This is a genomic window from Anaerococcus kampingae (assembly GCF_046365475.1).
In the GTDB taxonomy this organism is placed as follows: domain Bacteria; phylum Bacillota; class Clostridia; order Tissierellales; family Peptoniphilaceae; genus Anaerococcus; species Anaerococcus kampingae.
Genome location: NZ_JBGMEF010000014.1, coordinates 1 through 19,627 on the forward strand (window position 1 = coordinate 1; position 19,627 = coordinate 19,627).

16 protein-coding genes are annotated in these 19,627 nt (G+C 39.8%); 7 read left to right on the forward strand and 9 right to left on the reverse strand.

The window, feature by feature from the left end; all coding sequences use genetic code 11:
- Window positions 1–728: 728 nt before the first annotated feature.
- Window positions 729–1,649, reverse strand: coding sequence for a lactate/malate family dehydrogenase (locus ACCQ42_RS02745; RefSeq protein ID WP_265236141.1), 921 nt, complete (start codon window positions 1,647–1,649; stop codon window positions 729–731).
- Between the two features lie 158 nt (window positions 1,650–1,807).
- Here ACCQ42_RS02745 and ACCQ42_RS02750 point away from each other — a divergent pair, with 158 nt between their 5' ends.
- The 5 genes from ACCQ42_RS02750 to ACCQ42_RS02770 all read left to right on the forward strand — a co-directional run bounded on the left by ACCQ42_RS02750 (window position 1,808) and on the right by ACCQ42_RS02770 (window position 6,393).
- Entirely contained in the window at window positions 1,808–2,965 is a 1,158-nt protein-coding gene (locus ACCQ42_RS02750; RefSeq protein ID WP_265236143.1) for an NAD(P)-dependent malic enzyme, read from the forward strand.
- 129 nt (window positions 2,966–3,094) lie between these two features.
- Complete coding sequence (locus ACCQ42_RS02755) at window positions 3,095–3,916, forward strand: Cof-type HAD-IIB family hydrolase (RefSeq protein ID WP_265236145.1); 822 nt, start codon at window positions 3,095–3,097, stop codon at window positions 3,914–3,916.
- A complete protein-coding gene (locus ACCQ42_RS02760; RefSeq protein ID WP_106461430.1) occupies window positions 3,909–4,700 on the forward strand; it encodes an MBL fold metallo-hydrolase in 792 nt (263 codons plus the stop codon). The genes ACCQ42_RS02755 and ACCQ42_RS02760 overlap by 8 nt, the downstream gene beginning before the upstream one ends.
- Window positions 4,697–5,509: a tRNA 2-thiocytidine biosynthesis TtcA family protein gene (locus ACCQ42_RS02765; RefSeq protein WP_410035293.1), complete on the forward strand. Its 813-nt coding sequence runs from the start codon at window positions 4,697–4,699 to the stop codon at window positions 5,507–5,509. The genes ACCQ42_RS02760 and ACCQ42_RS02765 overlap by 4 nt, the downstream gene beginning before the upstream one ends.
- Window positions 5,506–6,393, forward strand: coding sequence for an undecaprenyl-diphosphate phosphatase (locus ACCQ42_RS02770; protein ID WP_410035294.1), 888 nt, complete (start codon window positions 5,506–5,508; stop codon window positions 6,391–6,393). Before ACCQ42_RS02765 ends, ACCQ42_RS02770 begins: the two co-directional genes overlap by 4 nt.
- A gap of 1,244 nt (window positions 6,394–7,637) precedes the next feature.
- Here the strand turns inward: ACCQ42_RS02770 and ACCQ42_RS02775 are convergent.
- Both ACCQ42_RS02775 and ACCQ42_RS02780 read right to left on the reverse strand, forming a co-directional pair.
- A complete protein-coding gene (locus ACCQ42_RS02775) occupies window positions 7,638–8,108 on the reverse strand; it encodes a PTS sugar transporter subunit IIB (protein WP_410035295.1) in 471 nt (156 codons plus the stop codon).
- A complete protein-coding gene (locus tag ACCQ42_RS02780) occupies window positions 8,109–8,756 on the reverse strand; it encodes an HAD family hydrolase (protein ID WP_410035296.1) in 648 nt (215 codons plus the stop codon). It abuts the gene before it with no gap.
- A 128-nt stretch (window positions 8,757–8,884) separates the two neighbouring features.
- Here ACCQ42_RS02780 and ACCQ42_RS02785 point away from each other — a divergent pair, with 128 nt between their 5' ends.
- Entirely contained in the window at window positions 8,885–10,327 is a 1,443-nt protein-coding gene (locus tag ACCQ42_RS02785) for a nicotinate phosphoribosyltransferase (protein WP_410035297.1), read from the forward strand.
- Between the two features lie 49 nt (window positions 10,328–10,376).
- On the opposite strand, the gene ACCQ42_RS02790 is transcribed toward ACCQ42_RS02785, so the two are convergent.
- The 3 genes from ACCQ42_RS02790 to ACCQ42_RS02800 all read right to left on the reverse strand — a co-directional run bounded on the left by ACCQ42_RS02790 (window position 10,377) and on the right by ACCQ42_RS02800 (window position 13,562).
- Window positions 10,377–11,240 carry an ROK family protein gene (locus ACCQ42_RS02790; RefSeq protein WP_410035298.1) on the reverse strand — a complete coding sequence of 288 codons (864 nt, stop codon included), beginning with the start codon at window positions 11,238–11,240 and terminating at the stop codon, window positions 10,377–10,379.
- 82 nt (window positions 11,241–11,322) lie between these two features.
- On the reverse strand, window positions 11,323–12,696 hold the full coding sequence (locus ACCQ42_RS02795; RefSeq protein WP_410035299.1) for a glycoside hydrolase family 1 protein: 1,374 nt from the start codon (window positions 12,694–12,696) through the stop codon (window positions 11,323–11,325).
- Complete coding sequence (locus tag ACCQ42_RS02800) at window positions 12,693–13,562, reverse strand: ROK family protein (RefSeq protein ID WP_410035300.1); 870 nt, start codon at window positions 13,560–13,562, stop codon at window positions 12,693–12,695. The genes ACCQ42_RS02795 and ACCQ42_RS02800 overlap by 4 nt, the downstream gene beginning before the upstream one ends.
- Window positions 13,563–13,602: 40 nt before the next feature.
- Between ACCQ42_RS02800 and ACCQ42_RS02805 the strand changes: the two genes are divergently transcribed.
- Window positions 13,603–14,334, forward strand: coding sequence for a MurR/RpiR family transcriptional regulator (locus ACCQ42_RS02805; RefSeq protein ID WP_410035301.1), 732 nt, complete (start codon window positions 13,603–13,605; stop codon window positions 14,332–14,334).
- On the opposite strand, the gene ACCQ42_RS02810 is transcribed toward ACCQ42_RS02805, so the two are convergent.
- From ACCQ42_RS02810 to ACCQ42_RS02820, 3 genes are read right to left on the reverse strand one after another with little or no spacing between them, the layout of a single operon-like run.
- On the reverse strand, window positions 14,327–15,607 hold the full coding sequence (locus ACCQ42_RS02810; protein ID WP_410035302.1) for a glycoside hydrolase family 125 protein: 1,281 nt from the start codon (window positions 15,605–15,607) through the stop codon (window positions 14,327–14,329). The genes ACCQ42_RS02805 and ACCQ42_RS02810 overlap by 8 nt on opposite strands.
- On the reverse strand, window positions 15,607–18,228 hold the full coding sequence (locus ACCQ42_RS02815; protein ID WP_410035303.1) for an alpha-mannosidase: 2,622 nt from the start codon (window positions 18,226–18,228) through the stop codon (window positions 15,607–15,609). Before ACCQ42_RS02815 ends, ACCQ42_RS02810 begins: the two co-directional genes overlap by 1 nt.
- Window positions 18,225–19,520, reverse strand: a complete 1,296-nt coding sequence (locus ACCQ42_RS02820; RefSeq protein WP_265238155.1) for a protein O-GlcNAcase — start codon at window positions 19,518–19,520, stop codon at window positions 18,225–18,227. The genes ACCQ42_RS02815 and ACCQ42_RS02820 overlap by 4 nt, the downstream gene beginning before the upstream one ends.
- Window positions 19,521–19,627 lie beyond the last annotated feature (107 nt).

The window sequence follows — 19,627 nt, forward strand, 5'->3', positions numbered from 1 at the left end:
TTGTACAAATAGGTGTTGACAATCCACTTCTGCCATGACGGATAAGAGAAATGTTAATATAATTTCCATATGAACACCTCCTTTCTGTTACCAGAATGGGTGCGATAACATTTTAATTATATCATAATATTATTAAAACATAAAAATAAGCCCGTCCTGCTCGTGTCTATACTTATCCCAAATTACGAAGTGATCTGATGGTAATCTAAAATTGCCCAAGCGGCCGAGAGCGTGCCGTAGCTGAGGGCCCGTGCAGAGAACCTCGCAGCGAAGCAAGAAGAAAGATTAGTATTGAAATCAATTTAAATCCTTGTATAATATAATTAACCAAGAAATGATAATATAAGTCCATATTGGCACAAAAAAACCAGGAGTTGCAGCTCCTGGTTTTTTATTAGGTTAGTTATCGCTTTTTCTTCCGTCTAACCATTTGCAGATGAAGTAACCAACAACTTCTGCCAAGACGGAAATTAGAAATGATAATACAATTTCCATATTAGCATCTCTCTTCTGCTATCAGAATGGGTGCGATAACATTTTAATTATATCATAATATTATTAAAACATAAAAATAAGCCCGTCCTGCTCGTAGAACACCCCCGCGTCTATGCCTAACTCCATTTGTGAAAAGCCCGTCGGCTCGAGGAGACCAAATGGATGGTAGGCTTGATGCGTAGAAGAGCGGTTCGCAGCGAAGCGAGAAAGACCAGCATTACGCTGGTCTTTGTCTATTCATATTTTGCCCTATTTGCCTTTAGGACTTCTTCAGAGTGTTTTATTCTTTTTATTTCTTCATCATTTAATTCTAGCTCTAGGACTTTTTCAACTCCCTTTCTTCCTATAACACATGGAGTAGATAGGTAGATATCATCTATACCATATTGGCCTTCTAGGAGGCTTGCTACTAGGATTGTGGACTTTTTGTCATTGACTATGGCATCTATTATCGAGCAAACTGTAGAGCCTATGCCGCATTGGGTGTGGCCCTTGCCGTCTATTACCCTCCAGGCCCTCTCACGGACTAGGTTTTCGACCTCATCTCTTGAAAATTCGCAAGGATTTGCTTTGAGATACTCATCAAGACTCATATTGCCTATAGCTACCCTGGACCAAGCCACAAACTGGCTTTCGCCATGCTCACCAAGAGTTACACCCCTCACATCTTTTGGATCAATATCTAAAAGCTTGGCAAGGGTTGTGTTAAGTCTTGTTGTATCAAGGGCTGTACCAGAACCGATTACTCTTTCTTTCTCAAAGCCGCTTACCCTATAAACTAGATCTGCCATCAAATCGCATGGGTTGGATACGACTATAAATATCCCGTCAAAGCCAGCATCGACTACTTCCTTGACATAGGCTTCGACTTGGTCTTTATACATTACATATTCTTCAAGCCTATCTTTGATTCCATCAAGGGTCCCTGTGGCAAGAACGATTATATCCCTGTCGGCCATATCCCTGTAGGAACCTGAGCTCATCTTTACATAATGAGGATAAAAGCTTGAAGCATCCTCTATATCCATCGCTTGGGCCTTGGCTAGGCCTTCTTTCTTGTCATTAAATTTAATGTCAGATACTAGTCCCAGCCTTGCAGCAGTGTAGCCAACTGCAAAACCTACAGCACCTGATCCAATTATTCCTAATTTCATTTCTTTTCACCTCGCAAATTATTATACCAAAATATTCACATAATCCTACTCAAATATACAATTTGATATAAATTTATTAAAATACTTCACATCTGCCTAACTTGTGTTATAATCTAAGTAAGAATATATTGTTTTATCATTCTAAGAAAGGAAATAATATGGACGTATACGAAAAAGCACTAGAAAAACACAAGGCTTGGCAGGGAAAAGTCGCCACAGAAGTAAAGGCAAGGGTAGAAAATGCCGAAGATTTAACCTATGCCTACACACCAGGTGTAGCAGCACCATGCAGAAAGATTGCGGAAAATCCTGACGATGCCTATATCTATACATCAAAGGCCAATACCATAGCGGTAGTATCAGACGGGTCAGCAGTCCTAGGTCTGGGCAATATTGGGCCAAAGGCAGCCCTACCAGTCATGGAAGGTAAGGCAGTCCTTTTTAAGGAATTTGGAGATGTAAATGCAGTTCCAATTGTCCTAGATAGCCAAGACCCTGATGAAATCATAGAAACAGTCAAAAACATTGCCCCAGGCTTTGGTGGTATCAACCTTGAAGACATTTCATCACCTAGATGTGTCTACATAGAAAATAAACTAAAGGAAATTCTTGATATACCAGTCTTTCACGATGACCAACACGGCACAGCCATTGTCACAGCAGCAGCCCTTATTAATGCCCTAAAACTAGTAAATAAAAAGATCGATGAAATAAGAGTCCTAGTCTCAGGAGCAGGTGCAGCAGGCTACTCAATAACCAAGCTCCTAATAGATTTGGGTGTAAGGCATATCATTGTTTGTGACTCAAAAGGCACCATCAACAAAGACCACCTAGCAAGTGATAACCCAGTCAAAAGGCAAATTGCAGAAATTACAAATGAAGAAGACCTCAAAGCCAGTCTCAAGGCAGCCATCAAGGGCAAAGACGTCTTCATAGGTGTATCAGCAGCAAATCTATTAGATGCCAAGGACATAGAAAACATGAACGATGACCCAATAGTTTTCGCCATGGCAAACCCAGTCCCAGAAATAGACTACGACCTAGCAAAATCAGCAGGAGCCAGGGTAGTAGCCACAGGCAGGTCTGATTATCCAAATCAAATCAACAATGTCCTAGCCTTCCCAGGCATTTTTAGGGGTGCCCTAGATGCTAGAGCTAGCCAAATCACTGATGCCATGAAGCTTGCCGCAGCCAAGGCCCTAGCCTCTATGGTAAGCGAAGAAGATTTAAACGAAGATCACATAATCCCAGGAGCCTTCGAAGAAGGCGTGGCAGCCCACATAGCAGATGCCGTAAAAAGTGAAGTTAAAGCCTAAGCATAAATAGGAAAATATATCCATAAATCAAGCCCCTAGCGTGGGGCTTTTCTTATTGAATAAGAGTCTTTAAACTAGTAAAATAATAAGGATTTGAAAAGTGTTTTAGATTTAGTAAAGAGGTAAAAATTGAAAAAAGATATAAAGCTAATAGCTTTTGATATAGATGGCACAATTATAAATAGCAAGGGCGAAGTTCTAAAGGAAAACAAGGCCCTTATAAAAAAATTAAAAGAGATAGGCATCAAAATCATCCTTTGCACAGGCAGGACCTTCAATGGCCACTGGTGGATAAGGGAAGAGCTTGATTTGATGGCCTATGACGACCTTTCTATCACATCCACAGGCGCCTACATCAGGAAAAACGCCACAGGCAAGGCCCTAATTGACAAGAGCCTAAGCAAGGCGGATGTAAGATATATCTTCGACCAAATCGATGACCCTAGGCTTCAGATGTCAATTCATACCAGGGATGTCATTTTTATTAATGAAGATAAGCCAAACGAGGCCTTCCTCAAGGACAAGGGCCTAGTGAGGATGCCAAGGCTGGCCTATGATAGCTTGGATGATATTCCTGATGAGATTGCCAGAGTTTGCCTATCAGCAAGCCCTCAAATCTTAAAAGACTTTGAGGATAAGCACAGACAGGCAATCGAGACGAGATTTAAATACATGAGAAATGCACCCTTCATCAGCGAAATCCTAAACCCTCTGGCTGGCAAATCTGAGGCCCTAAGAGATCTATCAGAGCTTACAGGCATTAATCTTGATAATATGATGTATTTTGGCGATGGCCTCAATGACCTAAAATCAGTCGAGCTTGTGGGTGTGGGAGTTGCCATGGGAAATGGAGCAGAGCCTACCAAAAAGGCCGCAGACTTTGTGATTGGCACAAACGATGAGCCAGCCATAGCAGATTTCATAAGAAAGTATTTGGATATAGATGAATAGATTTGTAGTCCTATCTTCAGGTTCATCTGGCAATACTAGCTTTTTATCCTATGAAGGCACCAAAATCCTAATCGATGCAGGCTTTTCTGGCAGGAAGATTGAAAATCTTTTGGCAGAAATTGGCGAGCACCCATCAGACCTTGATGGGATTTTCCTAACCCACGAGCATACAGACCACAGCCAGGGTGCTGCTGTCCTTGCCAAGAGGTTTAAGCTACCAATCTATGCCAACGAAGGCACTTGGAAGGCCTTTTTGCCAAAGACCAAAAATCTCAAGGATGAGTCGATTAAGATATTCAAATCCAATGAATTTTTAAACTTCAAAGCCATGGATATTTATCCAATTTCAACCTACCACGATGCCTATGAGCCGGTAGGTTTTGTAATTTACCTGGCCAATAAAAAGATAAGCCTAATCACAGACACAGGAGTAATTGACGAAAAGATCGCCTACCAAATAAAGGGATCTGATGTCTATTATATGGAGGCAAACCACGACCTAGAGGCCCTAAAGATTGGCCCTTATCCCTATAAGCTCAAGCTTAGGGTCATGGGCAAGATGGGCCACTTGTCAAATGACCAAGCAGCTGAGGCCCTAGGCGATGCTCTAGAGGGTAAGAATGAAGCGGTCTTCCTTTCCCACTTGTCAGAGACAAATAACACCGAAGCCCTTTCAAAAATCACAGTCGAATCCTATCTTAAGGGCCTAGGCCTAGACACAGACAAGGATATAGACCTAGAAGTAGCAAAAAGATACCAACCATCGAAAGAAATAATATTATGACAGACATAAAAGAAATAGAAAAATCACTTATAAAAAAATATAGAAAAGAAATATGGTCGCCCTTTATCAAGGCCATCAAGGAATTTGAACTCATAAGCGAGGGAGATGTAGTCGGAGTAGCAATCTCAGGCGGCAAGGATTCCCTAATCCTGGCCAAGCTTATAGAAGAACTCCACAAGCACGGCCCAGTAGACTTTGATGTCAAATACATCTGCATGGACCCAGGCTATGATAAGGAAAATCTTGACCTTCTTAAGCACAACCTAGAATATTTACAAATCCCAGCAGGCATCTACGATTCCAAGGTTTTTGACATATCAGAGACCCTCGCAGATGGAGGCAATCCTTGCTATCTCTGTGCCAGGATGAGAAGGGGATTTCTCTATGCCAAGGCAAAAGAACTTGGCTGCAACAAGCTAGCCCTAGGCCACCATATGAATGATGTCATCGAGACAATAATAATGAATGTCCTCTATGCAGGCAATTTCAAAACTATGAAACCAAGGCTAGCCGCCCAAAACTTCGAAGACATGGACCTCATAAGACCTTTATATTATCTTAAAGAAGAAGACATCATCAGGTGGAGGGACTTTGCAGACCTTTCTGCCCTAGATTGTGCCTGCACAGTCACCAAATCTAGCTCATCCCACACCAGGTCTGAGATCAAAAAGCTAATAGCAGAAATTAAAAAAGATAACCCAGAAGTAGAAAAATCAATCCTAAGATCAGCAGAAAATGTCAACTGCGACATGGTCTTGGGCTACCAAATAAAGGGAGAAAAACACTCATTCATGGAGGAATTTAAATGATAATTGACCTAATCAAAGTCCTAATCCTATCTATAGTAGAAGGGGTCACAGAATTTTTGCCAGTATCATCCACTGGCCACCTAATCCTAGTCAACCAATTTGTAAAACTAACGCCAGAAGGCTTCTCAAATGCCTTCAACGTCATAATCCAGCTAGGAGCTATCCTATCAGTAGTTGTGATTTATTTTCACAAGCTCAATCCATGGTCAAAGGAGAAAATTTCCTTGCCAAAAAAATATGACAAGCTAAATGGCCAGTCCAAGGCCTACTTTATTTTGACCCACCCAGATGGCCAAACCATCAAATTATGGACAAAGGTAATAGTCGGAGTCCTACCAGCCATGGTCCTAGGTCTACTCTTTGATGATCTAATCGACAAATACCTTTTTAATCCAATCACAGTAGCAGCCATGCTTGTAATCTGGGGAATAATTATAATCTTAATAGAAAGAAAAAATAGGGGCAAGGAAGCCTTCGCCTACGAAAGCCTAGAAGATGTCCCATACAAAATAGTCCTAGCCATTGGATTCTTCCAATGCCTAGCCATGATTCCAGGAACATCTAGGTCAGCTGCCACAATCATAGGAGCCCTCCTCCTAGGCCTAAGCCGCCCAGCCGCAGCAGAATTCTCCTTCTTCCTAGCCATCCCAACCATGCTAGGAGCCACAGCCCTAAAACTAGTCAAAAACCTAGCAGGCTTTACAGGATACGAATGGTTTTTAATCGCCCTAGGTATGGTCTTATCATTTATAGTGGCCTACGCCGTAATCAAGAAATTCCTAGCTTATGTTAAAAACAACGACTTCATACCTTTTGGTATTTATAGGATAATATTAGGAGTTCTTGTATTGGGATATTTTTTGGTGGTTTCTTATCCAAGATAAGATTATTTTAAGGGGGTCCCCTAAGACCCCCTCTTTTTTTATCCAAGATAAATTATTTTAGGGGCTTTTGCCCCTAATACCACATATTTATTATCCAAGATAATAGTATTATTTACTTTAATTCTTCGTAACTTAATCTCATAATTAATTATCATTAAAAACATATCCCTTCGTTGAAGGGGAAATCCCTAGGGAACGTTTCGCACGTTCCCTCATCGGATTTCCCCTTAAACCCCTTTTCCGTTACACCCTCCGAGCGACCCCTCGCGGGGAAAAAGGATGTTTGCTACGCAAACTTTAGGTACATGACTGCTATTCATACTGGTTCAAAATCTATTATTTCAAATCTCGTCAGCTAAAAATTTAGATTCGCTACGCTCAACAAAATTTTCTTAACGCTTCCTTGATTTAAAATAATCTACGATTTTAATTAAGTAATTCTTTAGATTTTTTTCCCAGCTCTACTTATAGCAATGTTTGCCATAGGCTATAGCCCTATCCTAGCGAAGCTGAGCTATGGAAGGACTTATGCAGAGTAAAACGAGCCTTAGATTCGATTTGTCGTTAAAAATCTCTCAGGATAAAAATTAATATCCCCAAGTTCAGGAGATTTAAAATCAAAAGTCACCGTTTAGAAAATAACACTGACAACCATACTTAAATACAAATACTGTAACTACTGAGATGACAAGTAAATATAAAGTTCATAGTTGGGCTAGATTGTGATTTTTAGGGGACTTTTGATTTTAAATCAGTAAGGATAAGGCTAGTTAGATGCGAAGTAATCCGTCATAATATAGAGGATTGCCGTTAGGCAATCTTCACTTTTCGCACTCCGCCTTAGGAGTCGCTTGTGGGGTGTAACGGGGAGGGGTTTAAGGGGGACATAGTGCGGTAGCACAAAGGAGTTTGCGTAGCAAACGAGTTTCCGTCCGATGAGGACCCATGCGAAAGGGTTCTTGGGCCTCCCCTTGGAACGAAGATTCAATAGTAAATAATAATATAATATTAAGTGATGAGATTACGAAGAAAAATACCATATGATATTGTATTACTAAAAGAAGAAGTCTTGTCCCTCCCCCTTTGGCGAAGTCATCAGCTTGATGACAATAATTCATTGTGAGATTAAGTTACGAAGAGAACAACTTTATAATACTATTATCTTGGATAATAAAGCAAAAAGTTATTATCTTGGATAATAAAAAAAGGGTTTTAAGGGGAAAGTCCCCTAAAATCCCTTTTTATTATTGCAAGAAGAACTCATCTAAGGATCTCTTGCTGGCAAATGGCGAAAGTCTCACAGCTATTTCTGTGCCTGCCTCTTTTAATTTCTTAAATATCCTCAAGTCATTATCATCTACTGCCACTTCTTCTGTTAGGCTTTTTTTGCCCTCTTGCATGTGGATTATACCTATGTTTAGTTTTTCGATTTTTATGCCGGAGTCCGCGATTTTTTCGGCATCTTCTGGACTTTCTACTATGGCGAAGTAGTCGCCTGGGTGTTTTTCTAGAAAATCTTTCACTTGTTCTACTTTTAGGTAGGTCGCCTCTATATTTTCTGGGATGGTTAGGTTCATTACTTCTTGTCTAAAGTCATCTGTGGCTACCCTATCATTTGCTATTATTACCTTATCTATCCCGTATTTTGCACACCATATCTCTACGACCTTGCCGTGGGATAGGCGGGAGTCGATTCTTACTAGTGGGATTTGCATTTAGGCCCTCCTTATATACATTTCTTTTGGATCATCTATGATTAAATCAGGATTTCCTTCTTCTAGGATTTTCCTATCCCTAAAGCCCCAAGAGCAGGCTACTGTGTAGATACTTGCGTTTTTGCCACATTTTATGTCTACTTCGCTATCTCCAAAATAGATTATATCTGAATTATTTACCCCAAATCTCTCCTTTAAGATCATGATGCCTTCTGGGGATGGCTTTCTCTTATAATCTTCTCTGTATCCTAGGATATAGTCAAAATAGCCTTCTCCAAAGACTGCTGGTATTACCTTATTGCAGGTTTCATCTGGTTTATTAGAAAAACATACTAAGGGCTTGCCGGTTTTTTTAAGCTTATCTAATACTTCTTTTATCCCATCATAAGGTCTGGTAAGGTGGGATGGGTTGTCATCATAGGCCTTGTTGTAGGTATCTAGGAAATCTTTCCTGTAGGAAGCATCCCTTTCTGCCCCTACATAATCTAGGACTTTTTCGCAAAGGACTACTGGCCCATTGCCTACAAATTTTTCGACCATGACTTTTGGGCACTCACCAAGGCCAAAGGCTTTTAAAGTTTCGTTTATAAAGTAAGTTATGGTATCTATTGTGTATAGCAAGGTACCATCTATATCAAATATATACATAAGTCTCTCCTCATTTCTTATGATTAATATACTTGTTTTAGCCCCTTATGGGTAATTTTTTGTAAATTTAGGAGCAAATTTCTAATTTTTGGGTATAAAGATAAGTAAAGTATAGAAAAGAGGAGCTTATGAGCGAGATTAGAAATTTATCCATGCTTAGTGACTTTTATGAGTTTACAATGGCGGCTGGATATTTTGAAAATGGCATGAAGGATCAAGTAGCAGTCTTTGATGCCTTTTATAGGAAAAACCCCGATGGCGGCGGTTATGCTATTTTTGCAGGTCTTAACGATGTAATCGACTTTATCAAAAACCTACATTTTACAGAAGATGACATAGAATATTTTAGACAGACTGAAAATTTCTCTGAAGAATTTTTGGAATATTTATCTAATTTTAAGTTTACAGGCGATGTGTGGGCCTTTCCTGAAGGGTCTGTTATGTTTCCTGGCGAGCCAATTATTACTGTCAAAGCCCCTATCATTGAGTGTTCAATTATAGAAACTTACTTACTCTTGTCAATGAATTTTAATTCACTTATAGCAACTAAGACTAACAGGATTGTCTCATCTGCTAGGGGCAGGCTAGTTATGGAATTTGGGGCTAGACGTGCCCAGGGAGCTGATGCTTCGATTACAGGAGCTAGGGCTGCCTTTATTTCTGGTGCCCCACTTACATCCAACACTTATTCATCACAAAAATACGGTTTTAAGGCAGCAGGAACCATGGCCCACTCTTGGATTCAAGCCTTTGACTCAGAATATGAAGCCTTTAAAACCTATGCCAAGATGTATCCAGATAATTGCATACTCCTAATCGATACCTACGATACCCTAGAATCAGGCCTTGTAAATGCCATGAAGGTCTTTAAGGAAGAGCTTGTACCAAAGGGACTTAAAGGCGGAGTTAGGATTGATTCGGGAGATTTAGCTTATCTTTCTAAGGAAGTTAGGAAAAGACTTGATGAAAATGGCCTAGAAGACTTTACCATTGTCGCTTCCAATTCCCTTGATGAATTTAAAATCGAGTCCCTCCTTGCCCAGGGAGCACAAATTGACTCCTTTGGTATTGGCGAAAGGCTAATTACCGCCAAATCTGACCCAGTTTTTGGTGGAGTTTATAAGCTTGTTGCTATGGAAAAAGATGGGGATATGAAGGCTAAGATTAAGGTATCTGAAAATGTAGAAAAGATTACGACACCTGGCTTTAAGAAGGTCTACAGGCTTTATGACAAGAAAACTGGCAAGGCCGAGGCTGATTATATAGCTCTTGCCGAGGAAAAAGTGGATGATTCTAAGCCTATGGTAATCTTTGACCCACTCTTTACCTGGAAGATGAAAAAGATGAAGGACTTTAAGGCTAGAGAGATGCAGGTTCAAATCTTTGATAAGGGAGAGCTTGTCTACGATGAGCCAAGCCTTGAAGAAATCGCAGAATACAGGAAAGAAGAAGTAGCAAGCCTTTGGGATGAGGTGAAAAGATATGATAGCCCACACAATTATTATGTGGACCTTTCCCAAGACTTGTGGAATTTAAAGCAAAAACTAATTTTAGAAGCAAAATCTAAATAAAAATTAGCTCTAAGCTAGCTAAATGCTGGCCTAGAGCTTTTTTTATCTTTTATTCGTCTTTTAGGGCATCCTTGGCTAGGACATAGCCTCCTATAAGGCCTGCTTCATTGCCTAGTTCTGGGAAGACTATATACTGATCTGGATTTGGAATATTTATATAGTGGTTATCAAGTTTCGCAAATTCTCTTCTGATTTTTTCAATCATGCCTTCCTTATTTACTACACCACCACCTATTATTATGATGTGTGGTCTTAGGATCATGGTGTAGGTCATAAGGCCCTTGGCTATATATCTGGCGAGTATATCAAAGGCTGGGTCATCCTTGTCGAGATTTTCTCCCCTGACCCCTGTCCTTAGCTCTAGAGCAGGTCCTGCGCAAAGGCCCTCAAAGCAAGAATCGTGGAAGTCGCACTTGGCCTTTACAGTATCACCTTCTTCTCTGGCAAGCTCTATGTGACCCATTTCTGGATGGGAGAAGCCCTCAAGTAGGACTCCATCTTGGATATAAGAGCCACCAACCCCTGTACCTATAGTTAGGTAAAGAGAAGAGCGTTTGTCCTTGGCTGCCCCGTACTTATATTCACCAATTCCGCTTGCCCCAACATCTGTGGTAAAGCCTATTGGTAGGTCTAATTCTTTCTTGATTGAACCTAAAAGGTCAAAATTTCTCCAAAGCTTTTTTGGTGTTTCTAGGACAAAGCCGTAGGTTTTTGACTCCTTGTCCACATCAATTGGTCCAAAGGCTCCAATTCCGATGCTTTCTACAGGATTGGCCTTTAGAAAATCTACCACATCCTTCATATTTTCCTTAGGATCTGAGGTTTCTATCCTAATTTCCTTAACTATATTGCCTAATTCATCTAAAACTGCACACCTAATCTTGGTGCCGCCTAATTCAATTGACCCGTACATAATTACTCCTTTTTGATTTCTTACTTATATTATAAGCTATTTTAGGAAAAATTGGAAATCGCTTGTATAAACTTCCCTTAGCTTAAAAGCCCTTATCTTCGCTTAGTTTCTTAAACCAGGCTCCAGATTTTTTGATAATCCTCTCGCCGGTGTCAAGCTTATATTCTACAAGGCCATATCTATTTTTATAAGCATTTAGCCAGGACCAGCAATCTATGAAGGTCCATAGATGGTAACCCTTGCAATTTGCCCCTTCATCCATGGCTTTTTTGAGGTAGGTCAAATGCTCTTTGATAAAGTCAATCCTATAATCATCCTCTATCCTGCCATCTTTTCTGAACCTTTCCTCATCTTCGACTCCCATGCCATTTTCTGAGATAAACCAGTCTATATTATTGTAATTGTCCCTAATATTGATGGCTATGTCATAGATAGCTTGAGGGTAGATTTCCCAACCCCTGTAAGGGTTCATGCGCTTACCTGGCATATCGTATGGCAGATAGTACTTAGTAGGCATAAATATGGCATCATCCTTGTAGGTGTAAGGATTTTCCATGACTCTAAGTGGCTGATAATAATTTACCCCAAGGAGGTCTACAGTATTGTTTTTGATTATTTCTAGCTCATCTGCAGTGAAATCTGGCGTGAGGTCTTCTTTTTTGATTATATCGACAAGCTCTTTTGGATAAGTCCCGAGGACTGATGGGTCTAGGAAGGACTTTTGGGCAAAAAGGTCTGCTATCCTTGCTGCTTCCAGGTCGTTTTTATGATTGCTTCTCGGATAGGCTGGAGTTAGGTTTAGGATTATGCCGATTTTTTTATTTGGATATAGGTCTCTTAGGGCCTTTATGGCCTTGGCTGATGCCAGCTGTGTGTTGTAGGCTACTTGGACTGCCTTTTTGGGATCTACCTCGCATGGGTAATGATATTGATAAAGGTAGCCACATTCGACATGGACTATCGGCTCATTGAAGGTAAAAAAGCAATCCACGTATTCTCCAAAGAGCTTAAAGCAAATCTTTGCGTAGTCTACATACTTTTCTACGACCTCTTTATTGGCCCAACCCCCGATTTCCTGGAGATACATAGGCATATCAAAGTGGAAAAGATTTATAAAAAGTTTGATATTTTTATCCTTGATAGCCTTAAAGTATGATTTGTAAAAGTCGACTGCCTTTGGGTTTACTTTCCCATCCATGGCTGGAATAAGCCTAGACCAGGAGATGGATGTCCTAAAGGAATTGTGGCCAGTTTTGGCCAAAAGTTCGACATTTTCCTTATAATCGTGGTAGAAATTGGAAGTATTTTCTGGGCCTATCAAGTCATGAAACTTGTAAGGCTCCTGTCTGTACCAATAATCCCAGATATTATCAGTCTTGCCATCAGTATTTCCCCCTTCTGTTTGGGTAGCTGATGTGGCAGATCCGAATAGAAAGTCTTCAGGAAATTTTATCATAGCTTCTCCCTTTCTTCTCTTAGTTTGATGTTGGCATAGGCCCCGTATAGGTTGTTGTCATTGAAAAATGACACCGGTCTTATTTTTAGGCTTACACCAGCAAATATGTCATCTTTTAGCTTATCCTTTAGGGCAGTCATAAAGTTTTCATCTTCAGAAATCGCTCCGCCTATATAGATGATTTCTGGGTTGATAGAATAGGCTATATTATATAGGCCCATGGCAAGGTAGGTAAACATCTTATCTACCTCGCTATAGCAAGGCTCTTCCTTTTTGAGGTAGTTTTCAAAAATAGTGTAGGTATCAAGGTCAAGGTCATATTTTTCCTTAATAGCCCTTGCCATATTTGGAAGTGTGCCTAGGGTGGAGAGGTTTTTGACCTTGCCAAAATCATTAAAAAGCATATAGCCAAATTCTCCACTTTCTAGGCTAAGGCCCCTTAGGATTTCTCTATCCTTTACCACTGCCCCGCCTATGCCAGAGCCTATTATCACAAAGCAAACCAGGCTTTCTTCAAGCTCTTTATAATAAATTTCCCCAAGGGCTGCGCAGTTGGCATCATTTTCTATGGCTACCGGAATTTTAAATTTATCTTCTATATGTTTTGCAAAATTTCTCTCATCAAGATAGCCTAAGGCTGTAAGGCCACCTACGTGGAAAGACTTGCTATCAACTGTGCCTGGGGAAGAAAATCCAATGGCATCTATGTCATATTCTGCCACAAATTTATTTACAGTTTCTTCCAAAAACTTGATAAATTCGTCCATAGTTGGAAGGCTTTTGGCAGAATCTTTTTTTATTATTTTTTCATTTTCAATCAGTGCATACTTGGTGGATGACCCACCTATATCAAATACTAAATACATAATTCCCTTCTTATGTTATAATTATCTTAGGAGTGATTAGATGACAAATACTACTTATAATTTCATTATGGATATCATAAGCTCAAAATCTATAAAGCTATCAAAATCTGAAAGGGTGATTGTTGATAAAATCAAGGATATGGACCTAGACCTTGCCAAGCTTCATATAGGTGAATTTGCAAATTTATTAGAGCTTTCAAATTCGACTATTACCCGCTTTGCCCAAAAGCTAGGCTTTGATGGATATTCTGAGCTTAAATTTAAGATTTCCCAAAAATTGCAAAGTCCCAAGTCCCTAAGCCAGGAAATCTACAAGAATTTTATAGATTCTTGCAAGGCCTTTGATGATAGAACTATTGACTTTATCAAAAGCCTTGCCAGTTTTGGTAAGATTGCCGTAATTGGTATTGGCTCATCTGGCCTTTGTGCCAATGAATTTGTCTACAAATTTGGCGAAATCGGCCTTGATAATACCGACTATGCCAAGGAGCCTTATTCTATAAATCTACTTAGCAAGGGGCTTTCAGAAGATGACCTTTTGATTGCAATTTCCCTTTCTGGAGAAAACCACAACCTCCTTGAAGGAGTGGACAATGCCAAGGCAAATAGGGCCAAGATTCTTGCCATCACAGGAGATGGGGAGTCGACCCTTGCTAAAGAAGCTTCCCTTGCCATCATCCTTCCACCCTATCCGAAATATTCCTACAAGATTTCAAAAATATTTCCTGTAACCTTTATGCTTGATATGATTTGCGAGGCCTATCTTAACTAGCCTTTATCATTTCTATGCCTAAGTAGCTTAGGACAGCCTCTACAAAAATTGAATTGGACCAGGAAAACCAATCTCTGGTGTATTTTTCTGGATCATCCTTATCGAAACCCTCGTGGCACAAATAGGTGCCTGCGTGGGTTTTTTCAAAATATCCAAGAATTTCTTCCTGCTCTTTTTTATCGGTAGCTGTCATAAGCTGCATGGATAGGGCCAAGTGCCAGATGTAATTTTCTGGAGTGTGGTTTGAACCGATGCCTTTTGCAGCCGTCCCTTCATAATAATTTTCGTTTTTGTCTGAAAGGATAAGAGCCCTGGTAGCTTGATAAATTGGATCATCTTTTGCGACATAGCCCAAATATGGAAGGGATAAGAGGCTTGGGATATTGGCATCATCCATGATATTGTAAGAGCCTAGACCGTCTGTTTCATAGGCGTAGACCTTGCCAAAATCATCATCTTCTACTATTCCATATTTTTTGATTCCGCAATCTATCTCATCTGCCAATTTTTTCATTTTTTCTGATAATTCATTTGCCAAACTCTGATCATCTAGGCAAGCAACAAGCCTTCTTAGGGCTACCACGCAAAAGGCATTGGCTGGGATTAGATATTGGTAGATGCAGGAATCATCACTTGGCCTAAAGCCAGTCCAGGACATGCCTGTATAGCCAACATCAGTCCCCCTCGCACCACCCCTTAGCGAATCGCTAGGGGCCCATGGGTCTGGTCTTTCAAAGATGTAGGGAGAATTGTCATGGTTTTGCTCTAATTTTATAAGGTCTACCATATCATTCAAAACCCTTAAAAATCCCCCGTCAAAAATAGTCCCGTCCTTGGTCTTTTCATAATAAAGATAGGCAAGCTCCATTACATAGCAAAGGGAGTCTAGCTCGTATTTTCTCTCCCAAACCCAAGGAGATTCAAAATCTGTTATATCCTTATCAGTCCAACATCTGCCATTTGCTTCGATATTAAAGGCATTGGCATAAAGGTCCTTATCTAGGCAAAAGATTTGTCTGGCGAGGACTTTTTTAATAAGGTCATTGGCCTCCTTGCTGTCTATATAAAAAAGCGGTCTAATCTGGCCAGATGAGTCCCTAAGCCACATGGCCTCTATATCGCCAGTGATTACAAAGGCATCACCCCTATCAGTTTCTTTTATGGTGGTGGTGAAAGTGTTGTTAATGGCTTTTTTAAAAATCTTTTTAATCTCATCGGTAAGCTGGTCGGATTTTTCAACTCTCTCCACCAAGTCTCTTACAATTTCTTTCATCAAAGCTCCAATCTGTATGTTTTAATCTCAAAGCCTGGCAAGATTTTATCAATCTCATCTTTTATCTTAACATCTCCTAAGATGTCATATTCGACTGCCTTAAGGTCAAGCTCTTTAGGGCTTTCTCCTGGATTGAAGACTCTTAGGATTGGCTCGTTCTTGTCATTTCTATATAAGGTTGAGAAAAGATTATCTCCCAGGTCGATTTGAGGAAGATTTGTATCTTTTTTCTCGATTTCGTTTTTATCTAGGCCAAGGCTTACAAAATCCACCCTGGCTTGTAAAATATCTTGCCTATTTTTATCAAAATCATTTTCAAAGCCTGCAAAGTAGAAGTCAAAGGTCATTTCAGATAAGTCATCTTTTATAAGCTGGGCATCGGGTGTTGGGAAATATCCCCAATCACCTAGCTCTCCTACTGACCTAAAGAGGGTTATATAAAGGCCTTCGCCCCTTACCATCTCATATTCGGCAGGACCAACTGCAGATACTCCAAAGCCCTTTTTATCATTATCCATGACCTGGACATAACGGTTGAAATTTTGGGAATAGTCTGGGTTTTTCCAAGTCTGTGGAGGATAGGCATCTCTTTCTACACATTCAAAGATAGATTCTGCATAGACCTTGTCTGTTGCCAGATTATGACCAAAGAGGAGGCGCATCCTGTGGTCTTTTGCAAGGTTTTTAAGGCTGATTTTGACCTTAAGAGGGATATTTTTATCATATAGGGTGATTTCCTTATCTATGGTCATCTCTATTAAGTCACTGGCCCTATTAGCCCTTCTCTGTGTGATGTCGTTAAGGCGGATTTGCTCGGCTAAAAGCTTATCTTCGGCTGATTTTGGAAGGGTAAAAGTCTCCCTTAGTTTAATAATTGTTTGATCATTTTCTCTTATAATTTTTTGGTCGATTAGTTTGCCGCCAAGAATCCTTGCCCCATCTGTCGATTGCCTATAGATATATTCATTGCCTATATCGCCTGTATCTTCGATGGCTAGGACGTTTTTAAAGGTCAATCCCGAGCTTTTGTCATAAATATTTAGGCTAGCATTATCATTTATCTCTAGCTTATAAAAGTCATTTTCTATTGTTTTTTCATTTATTTCCCTAGATGTAAAGGAAGATTTGCCAGAAACTAGCCTTAAGATTTTTTTCTCAAAGGCTTTTAGTTTTAGGGTAAACCTGACTCTGGCCCTATTTGCAAAATATGGCTTTCTAAACTTATCATCTGGCAAGATATAGCCAAAGCCTGTGCCTAGGTAGGTGATTTCTGCAGGGATTTCTACTCCGTCTTCATCTACTAATTTCAATGATGGGACAGCTTTTCCCGCAAGTTCATCATAAACTTCTGGATAATCTATGCCGAAAAATTTCCTATCTATTTCGATATCTGTTAGCACTTCTTTCATCCTCTTATAAGGGAGGGTGTTTATTATGCAAATGGCATGATTATTGGCATTAGCTGTTGTTTCCCTGATTTTTTTCTTGGCAAAGTCTTCTAAATAATCAAGACCATCATATACACTCTTAAAGCGTCTGAGATTGCCATCGTGGACTGAGTCTATGGAACAGCCGCAAATGCTGTCGTGGGGATGGTTTTTGACTAATTCTTGGTAGAAATAATCTAGCTTTTGCTGAGGATAGGCATCCTCATCCACAAAAAGGGTAAAGAGGGGCTGGAGAATTTCTTCAAAACGCATCTCCAGGCTCTTGTTGTATTTTTTTAGGTAATACCTAGATGAGGATGTGGAATTTAGGGTCCACCAACCATCAGTTGCCTGGCTTCTAAGCTCGCCCTTGATTGTATCAAGGTCTCCTACCTCCTCTTCTAGAGCCTTAAAATAAAGGTCTAAATTTGAATGGATGAAATTATAATCTTCATAAAGGGCATTGGCCTTTTTTATGATTTGTCCAATATTTTTCTGGACTGGTGAATGATCACAGCCATTCATTAAAAGAAGCTGGTTTGTAGATGCGTATTTTTCCATATCGGCTATGCGTTTATTCATGTAGGCCTTAAGTTCATCCTCATCTTCTGGTATATCAAGGCCATTGGCATACCAATTTGCAAAAAGCACGCTTAGGGTCTTATCGCCATTGGGGCTTTGCCAATAAATTTCAGAATTTTTTGAGGTGAAATCTTCAATCACTACATTGTCAAAGCCTGTAGCCTTGACTCCCCTGCCAAAATATGCCACGTCTATCCCTGCTTTTTTGAGGATTTGGCTGGCTTGGCCGATATTGCCAAAGGTGTCTGGGAAATATCCAATCATTGAAGGATGTCCCCACTTTTTGATATTTTTAATGCCAAGGCTTAGGTTTTTAAGGTTAGATTCACCACTTGTAAGAAAGGCATCTTGGAGGATATACCAAGGGCCTAGCTTGAGCTTGCCAGCTTCTATCAGATTTTTAATTTTTTCCTTATTTTGAGGGCGGACCTGAAGATAATCTTCTATAGGAAGATAGTGGCCATCTAGCCAATAATATTTAAAGTCTGGGTCCTCAAAGGCCTCAAGGACTCCATCCATCAGGTCAATTAGACGCATGTGGTGGTTTTCATAAGGCAGGTACCACTCCCTATCCCAGTGGGTGTGGCTTACAATGTGGACAGTCTTTTTCATTGGTCATATCCTAATCTTAGGTCTTCGTAGATTTTTTCAAGGACTCTGGAGGTCTTTACCTGTCTTTGTTCGAGCCTATCTTGGGTAAATTCTGTATAAATTTCCACCTTGCAATCTTCTGTCTTTTTATAAAGGTCTTTGGCCTTTTCTAAATTGCCATCAAGTAGAGCCTTGACTGCTTTTAAAAGATAAGAAAGGGATTTGAAAAATTCCTTTACTTCCTCATATAATTTTTCATTTGTGTAATTTTTAAAATAAGAGTCGATTGCTCCTAGTTTTTTATCAATGAGGGCCTCAAGCCTTTTATAATCATTGTCTTGGTAGGCTTTTAATATTTCCCCATCTTCCTGGTATTTTCTCTCAGTGAACCTATCATAAACCCCAGATCCAAAGAAGGAATCAGAGATTATATATAGGTCTTCAGCCACCTTGTTATCAACATAAGAAAGGGCTGCCTTAAAGGATTTTAGAGGGTCGTAGGCCTTTGGGTCCTTGGCAAAGTCTTCTATTTGGTAGATTGAAATCTTGGATAGCTCTGCCTGGTTCATTGGATTTGAGAGGATAGACTTGTAATTGACATCCCTTGAGTCAAAAAACTCAAAAATTTCCATAAAGATTTGATCTCTTAGATAATCATTGACAGGCCAATTAAGCCAAATGTCAGCTTCCTTACCAAAAAGGTCTATAAATTTGTCATTGGATGCCTTTATTATTGGAACAACTACATCATAGCCTGTCCACATGATGGATAAATTATCAAGACCCCTTAAGAGATTAAAATATTCTTCTCCCTTTTGGTCTATCCAGGCTGAATTATACCAAGGATGGACAAAGAGAAGTTCTTTATTTTCAAAATTTTCTAGGTGGGCCAAGATATCTTTTACAAGTCTTAGGTGGAAGTCTCTTTGCTCGTAAGCCAAATCCCTATCGATATCATCCATGCAAAGGGCAAAAGATGTAACTCCTGCCTCATGGAGCCTATCATATTTGGCAAAGAGCTTTTTGATTTCTGCATCGTAGTCGTCAAATTTTATTAGATTTTGTCCAGGATGGATGGCCCAGATAAAGTCCACTGACTTTTCCTTGGCAAGGGAAGCTAGTTTACTAAGCTCAGCTAGCTTTTCATCTGGATAGGCTTCTCTCCATTTTATATTGTGATAAGGGTCATCCTTAGGTGCGTAGATATAGCGATTCATCCCTATGTCTGATAGGAATTCTATCATTGATAATCTATCTTCAAAGCTCCAAGGTATTCCATAAAATCCTTCTATTACCCCTCTTTTTTCTAACATATTCACTCCTATTTTAATCTTTAAAATGAAAATATTTTCATTTTCCTTTGAAAAGATAAAGGGCTGCTGCCCCTTGTAAATATCTATCCCCACTAGTGTGGGGATTA

What these genes read in the sequence shown, in the direction of transcription:
- ACCQ42_RS02790 (WP_410035298.1), bottom strand. Translation starts at nt 11,240, where the DNA reads ATGTACGGGTCAATTGAATTAGGCGGCACCAAGATTAGGTGTGCAGTT.
- ACCQ42_RS02780 (WP_410035296.1), bottom strand. Translation starts at nt 8,756, where the DNA reads ATGTATATATTTGATATAGATGGTACCTTGCTATACACAATAGATACC.
- ACCQ42_RS02805 (WP_410035301.1), top strand. Translation starts at nt 13,603, where the DNA reads ATGACAAATACTACTTATAATTTCATTATGGATATCATAAGCTCAAAA.
- ACCQ42_RS02815 (WP_410035303.1), bottom strand. Translation starts at nt 18,228, where the DNA reads ATGAAAAAGACTGTCCACATTGTAAGCCACACCCACTGGGATAGGGAG.
- ACCQ42_RS02810 (WP_410035302.1), bottom strand. Translation starts at nt 15,607, where the DNA reads ATGAAAGAAATTGTAAGAGACTTGGTGGAGAGAGTTGAAAAATCCGAC.
- ACCQ42_RS02750 (WP_265236143.1), top strand. Translation starts at nt 1,808, where the DNA reads ATGGACGTATACGAAAAAGCACTAGAAAAACACAAGGCTTGGCAGGGA.
- ACCQ42_RS02820 (WP_265238155.1), bottom strand. Translation starts at nt 19,520, where the DNA reads ATGTTAGAAAAAAGAGGGGTAATAGAAGGATTTTATGGAATACCTTGG.
- ACCQ42_RS02795 (WP_410035299.1), bottom strand. Translation starts at nt 12,696, where the DNA reads ATGATAAAATTTCCTGAAGACTTTCTATTCGGATCTGCCACATCAGCT.
- ACCQ42_RS02760 (WP_106461430.1), top strand. Translation starts at nt 3,909, where the DNA reads ATGAATAGATTTGTAGTCCTATCTTCAGGTTCATCTGGCAATACTAGC.
- ACCQ42_RS02800 (WP_410035300.1), bottom strand. Translation starts at nt 13,562, where the DNA reads ATGTATTTAGTATTTGATATAGGTGGGTCATCCACCAAGTATGCACTG.
- ACCQ42_RS02765 (WP_410035293.1), top strand. Translation starts at nt 4,697, where the DNA reads ATGACAGACATAAAAGAAATAGAAAAATCACTTATAAAAAAATATAGA.
- ACCQ42_RS02775 (WP_410035295.1), bottom strand. Translation starts at nt 8,108, where the DNA reads ATGCAAATCCCACTAGTAAGAATCGACTCCCGCCTATCCCACGGCAAG.
- ACCQ42_RS02770 (WP_410035294.1), top strand. Translation starts at nt 5,506, where the DNA reads ATGATAATTGACCTAATCAAAGTCCTAATCCTATCTATAGTAGAAGGG.
- ACCQ42_RS02785 (WP_410035297.1), top strand. Translation starts at nt 8,885, where the DNA reads ATGAGCGAGATTAGAAATTTATCCATGCTTAGTGACTTTTATGAGTTT.
- ACCQ42_RS02745 (WP_265236141.1), bottom strand. Translation starts at nt 1,649, where the DNA reads ATGAAATTAGGAATAATTGGATCAGGTGCTGTAGGTTTTGCAGTTGGC.